The organism is Streptomyces spongiae (genome assembly GCF_009377185.1).
Classification (GTDB): Bacteria; Actinomycetota; Actinomycetes; order Streptomycetales; family Streptomycetaceae; genus Streptomyces; species Streptomyces spongiae.
This window is the reverse complement of the sequence record NZ_VJZC01000789.1, coordinates 1-3,745: the sequence shown is the minus strand read 5'-3', so window position 1 is coordinate 3,745 and position 3,745 is coordinate 1. Positions and strand designations below refer to the sequence as shown.

Here is a 3,745-nt window from a genome sequence, read left to right as displayed (position 1 = left end):
ACCTACCCCTGGCCCGCTCCCCGTACGGCCTCCCCACGCCCCTCGACGGAGCCGCCTCCGCCCTCGTGCGCCCCTACCTCGCCGCCCACGAACGAGAAGCCGAGGAAGCCGCTCTCCAACAGCGCCGCCGCCTCGCCCTCGTGCTCGCTGCCGACTTCGGGGTCGACCTCGACCGGCACCTGATCGGCGCGCAGGAGGTGGCCGCCTGATGGAAGGCGCAAGCAGCCCTGCAATCGGCCCCGCACCTGGCGCTCCTTCGCCCCGGCTTCTGCCCTGGCCGTCCCCCGACGGCAACCCCTGCTACCTGGTGACCGAGGACCTTGGAAAGAGGGAGGTTTTCCAGCTGTTCCTCGACCAGTCGCTCGGCCGTCCGCGGTTCCTTCGGGCGTATCAGTGTGATCAGCCGTCGGCGTCCAGCCGACTCGCTCCAGGTGCGGGTGGATTTGCGTCAGCAGGCCGCGGAGCCGGTTGGAGATCCTCGTCGCCTCGTCGGTCAGGTCGTCGTCGAACCCGACGATCATCTCCAGCGCTGCGATGGTTTCGTCTTCGAGGTCGACGGAGCGGAGGGTGTGGGGCATGACGCGGGCTGCGTCGGCGAACCAGTCTTCAGGGCTCGGTGCTCAGAGTTATGGCTTCTCTGTGACTGCCGGGTCCGGGGTCGTCGTCTCCGGGCTCCGTGTCGCGTCGGGGGCCGGGGGCTGCTCGGTGGCGTCCTCGGTCGCCGCTCGCTTGATCGCCGTGTCCCGCTTGCGTACGAACCAGATGCCGTACAGGCCGAGGCCCGCGCCCGCCAGGCAGGTCCAGAGCCACCAGGTGTGGCCGTGGGCGTCGAACCAGCCGTAGAAGGGGAGCTGGACGACGAAGAGGACGAACCACAGGATCGTGCCGCCGGTGATCGTGGCGACCACGGGGCCCTCCAGGGGCTCCGGTGCCTCGTGCTTGGGGGTCCACTTCGCCATGGGGACAGCTTACGAGGGTCGTCACGGGAGGCGTGGGGAGGTCCTTGTCGTATCTGGGGTCTCTTCGGCCTCTCTGGGATCTCTTCGGGGTCAATTTTGTTTGGTCGGCTCATATGTTCATACTGAAACGGTTTGTGTCTGGCAGCTTCTGTTCGTAGGAAACGCCAATGGCTTCCGTGGGGACGCTGCTGGTGATGAGGTCCCCGCATGTCCAGCTCGGCCCCCTCCAAGGCCACCGCGCCCCAGCCTCGGGAGCCGGAATCCCGGCCCGTCTTCGGCGCACTCGACCGCTACTTCCAGATCTCCGAGCGGGGCAGCACGCTCTCGCGGGAGGTTCGGGGCGGGTTCGCCACCTTCTTCGCGATGGCCTACATCATCGTGCTGAACCCGATCATCCTCGGCAGCGCGAAGGACATGTACGGGCACCAGCTGGACAACGGTCAGCTGGTGACCGCTACCGCTGTGACCGCCGCGTTCACGACTCTGCTCATGGGGGTCGTCGGGAACGTGCCGATCGCCCTCGCCGCGGGGCTGGGTGTCAACACCGTCGTCGCGCTCCAGCTCGCCCCGCGCATGTCGTGGCCCGACGCCATGGGCATGGTCGTGCTGGCCGGGTTCGTGGTGATGCTGCTGGTCGCGACCGGGCTGCGGGAGCGGGTCATGAGTGCCGTGCCGCTGGGGCTGCGCAAGGGCATCTCGATCGGCATCGGGTTGTTCATCATGCTCATCGGGCTCGTGGACTCCGGGTTCGTGTCCCGGATCCCCGATGCCGCGCAGACCACCGTGCCGCTCCAGCTCGGCGGTGACGGGCATCTGAACGGCTGGCCCGTCCTCGTGTTCGTGCTGGGTGCGCTGCTCACGCTCGCGCTGATCGTGCGCAAGGTGCCGGGCGCCATTCTCATCTCCATTGTTGCCATGACCGTGCTCGCCGTCGTCGTGAACGCCGTCGCCGATGTGCCGTCCTGGGGGCTGACCACCCCGACTTGGCCGGGGAATCCGGTGGCTACGCCGGACTTTGGGCTCATTGGTGATGTCAGTCTTTTTGGCGGGTTCGGCAAGGTCGGTCTGCTGACCGGCTTGCTGTTTGTCTTCACCGTGCTGCTGTCGTGCTTCTTCGACGCGATGGGCACGATCATGGGCGTCGGGGACGAAGCGAAGCTGACCGACTCGCGGGGCAACATGCCCGGTATCAACAAGGTGCTGTTCGTCGATGGGATCGCCGTCGCCGCGGGCGGGGCCAGTTCCTCCTCGGCCACCACCTGTTTCGTGGAGTCCACGGCCGGGGTCGGCGAGGGGGCCCGTACGGGGTTCGCGAACGTCGTCACGGGCGCGCTTTTCGGGGTCGCGCTCTTCCTGACGCCCGTTGCCACGATGGTGCCGTCCCAGGCGGCCACTCCCGCGCTGCTCGCGGTGGGCTTCCTGATCCTGGCGAACTCGGTCAAGGAGATCGACTGGGCCGACCACACGATCGCGATGCCCGCCTTCGTGACCATGGTCATGATGCCGTTCACGTACTCCATCACCAACGGCATCGGCATGGGCTTCATCACCTTCGTGGTGCTCCGCCTGGCCGCCGGGCGGGGGCGGGAGGTGCCGGCCGCGATGTACGTGGTGGCGGCGGTGTTCGCCTTCTACTACCTGATGCCGGGGCTGGGGCTCACCTGACCTGTACGGGTACGGGTACGGGTACGGGTGCGAGTACGAGTACGGGGCTGATTGTCCGGTGACCCGGGGCTCTGGTGGTGCCCCGGGTCACGTCACTCCGTAGAACTTCTCCGTCTCCTCGACCGCGGTCTGGAACCGCTGGTCGAAGTCGTCACGCATGAGCGTCTGGATCACGTAGTCCTGGACGTTCATTCCGCGCTTGGCGGCGTGCCCTCGGAGGCGTTCGAGCAGGTCGCGGTCTATTCGCAGGCTGAGCACACTGGTCCCCATGAGAACGAGAGTCGGGTCGGTTCGGGGGTGTTGAGTGACGTTCTGCGCCCGGTTCACCCGTATGAGTGATGGACCGTTGACACGCGACATGCGTGGCATGAGTGGCCGGTGTCACGGGCATGCAGATGGTATTGCAGTGGTCTTTAGCGAGGGTAATGAGTTATGCTAAAGAACATGTCCGATCTGACCCATGGCGACGACGAAGCCGCCGTGAACGCCCTCCGTTCCGCTGTGATGCGTCTGTCCCGTCGGCTCAAGCACCAGCGGGTCGACGAGTCGCTGAGCCCCACCGAGATGTCGGTGCTCGGCACCCTGGCCCGCTGCGGTTCCGCCACCCCGGGCGAACTGGCCCGCAAGGAGCATGTGCAGCCGCCCTCGATGACGCGCATCGTCGCGTTGCTGGAGAGCAAGGGTCTGGTCAGCCTTGAGCCGCACCCCGAGGACCGGCGCCAGAAGGTGGTCAAGCAGACCGAGCGCGCCGAGGCGATGCTCGAGGAGAGCCGCCGCAAGCGCAACGCCTTCCTGACCTCCCTGGTCCAGGGGCTCGACGAGGACGAGTGGGCCAAGCTGCGCGAGGCCGCGCCCGTCCTGGAAAAGCTCGCGCATCTGTGAGCCGCGGTGACGGCGTCCAGGGCGCGCGTATCCCGCCCGGAGCGGGCCGCGCTTCCGCGAGACCCCCCGGGCGCCGCTCCCTGGGACCGCGCCGAGGACGACGATCGTGACGTGACCGCCGAAGATCGGCGCAGTCCTGGGGACAGCCGACCACGTACGTGACAGCCGAGGAGGCGAACCCCTTTGAGTTCGGGACCCGGAGCAGATTCCGCCCCCGCACCGACCGCCCACGACTCCCT

The 3,745-nt window shown here is 67.4% G+C and carries 4 protein-coding genes and 2 pseudogenes; 3 read left to right on the top strand and 3 right to left on the bottom strand.

Going from position 1 to position 3,745, the window contains the following annotated elements:
• Nucleotides 1–209 (top strand): annotated as a pseudogene (locus FNH08_RS46780) (hypothetical protein); the annotation flags it as partial.
• A gap of 210 nt (nt 210–419) precedes the next feature.
• Here the strand turns inward: FNH08_RS46780 and FNH08_RS46775 are convergent.
• A pseudogene (locus FNH08_RS46775) lies at nt 420–596 on the bottom strand (IS110 family transposase); the annotation flags it as partial.
• A gap of 30 nt (nt 597–626) precedes the next feature.
• Nucleotides 627–959, bottom strand: a complete 333-nt coding sequence (locus FNH08_RS46770) for a DUF2530 domain-containing protein (RefSeq protein ID WP_152777897.1) — start codon at nt 957–959, stop codon at nt 627–629.
• 207 nt (nt 960–1,166) lie between these two features.
• On the opposite strand from FNH08_RS46770, the gene FNH08_RS46765 reads away from it, so the two are divergent.
• Nucleotides 1,167–2,624, top strand: a complete 1,458-nt coding sequence (locus tag FNH08_RS46765) for an NCS2 family permease (RefSeq protein WP_152777895.1) — start codon at nt 1,167–1,169, stop codon at nt 2,622–2,624.
• Between the two features lie 87 nt (nt 2,625–2,711).
• On the opposite strand, the gene FNH08_RS46760 is transcribed toward FNH08_RS46765, so the two are convergent.
• The gene (locus FNH08_RS46760) at nt 2,712–2,894 is read right to left on the bottom strand and encodes a ribbon-helix-helix protein, CopG family (protein ID WP_152777893.1); all 183 of its coding nucleotides are present in this window, start codon (nt 2,892–2,894) and stop codon (nt 2,712–2,714) included.
• A 174-nt stretch (nt 2,895–3,068) separates the two neighbouring features.
• Between FNH08_RS46760 and FNH08_RS46755 the strand changes: the two genes are divergently transcribed.
• Nucleotides 3,069–3,506: a MarR family winged helix-turn-helix transcriptional regulator gene (locus FNH08_RS46755; protein ID WP_152777891.1), complete on the top strand. Its 438-nt coding sequence runs from the start codon at nt 3,069–3,071 to the stop codon at nt 3,504–3,506.
• Nucleotides 3,507–3,745 lie beyond the last annotated feature (239 nt).

What these genes read in the sequence shown, in the direction of transcription:
- FNH08_RS46760 (WP_152777893.1), bottom strand. Translation starts at nt 2,894, where the DNA reads ATGGGGACCAGTGTGCTCAGCCTGCGAATAGACCGCGACCTGCTCGAA.
- FNH08_RS46765 (WP_152777895.1), top strand. Translation starts at nt 1,167, where the DNA reads ATGTCCAGCTCGGCCCCCTCCAAGGCCACCGCGCCCCAGCCTCGGGAG.
- FNH08_RS46755 (WP_152777891.1), top strand. Translation starts at nt 3,069, where the DNA reads ATGTCCGATCTGACCCATGGCGACGACGAAGCCGCCGTGAACGCCCTC.
- FNH08_RS46770 (WP_152777897.1), bottom strand. Translation starts at nt 959, where the DNA reads ATGGCGAAGTGGACCCCCAAGCACGAGGCACCGGAGCCCCTGGAGGGC.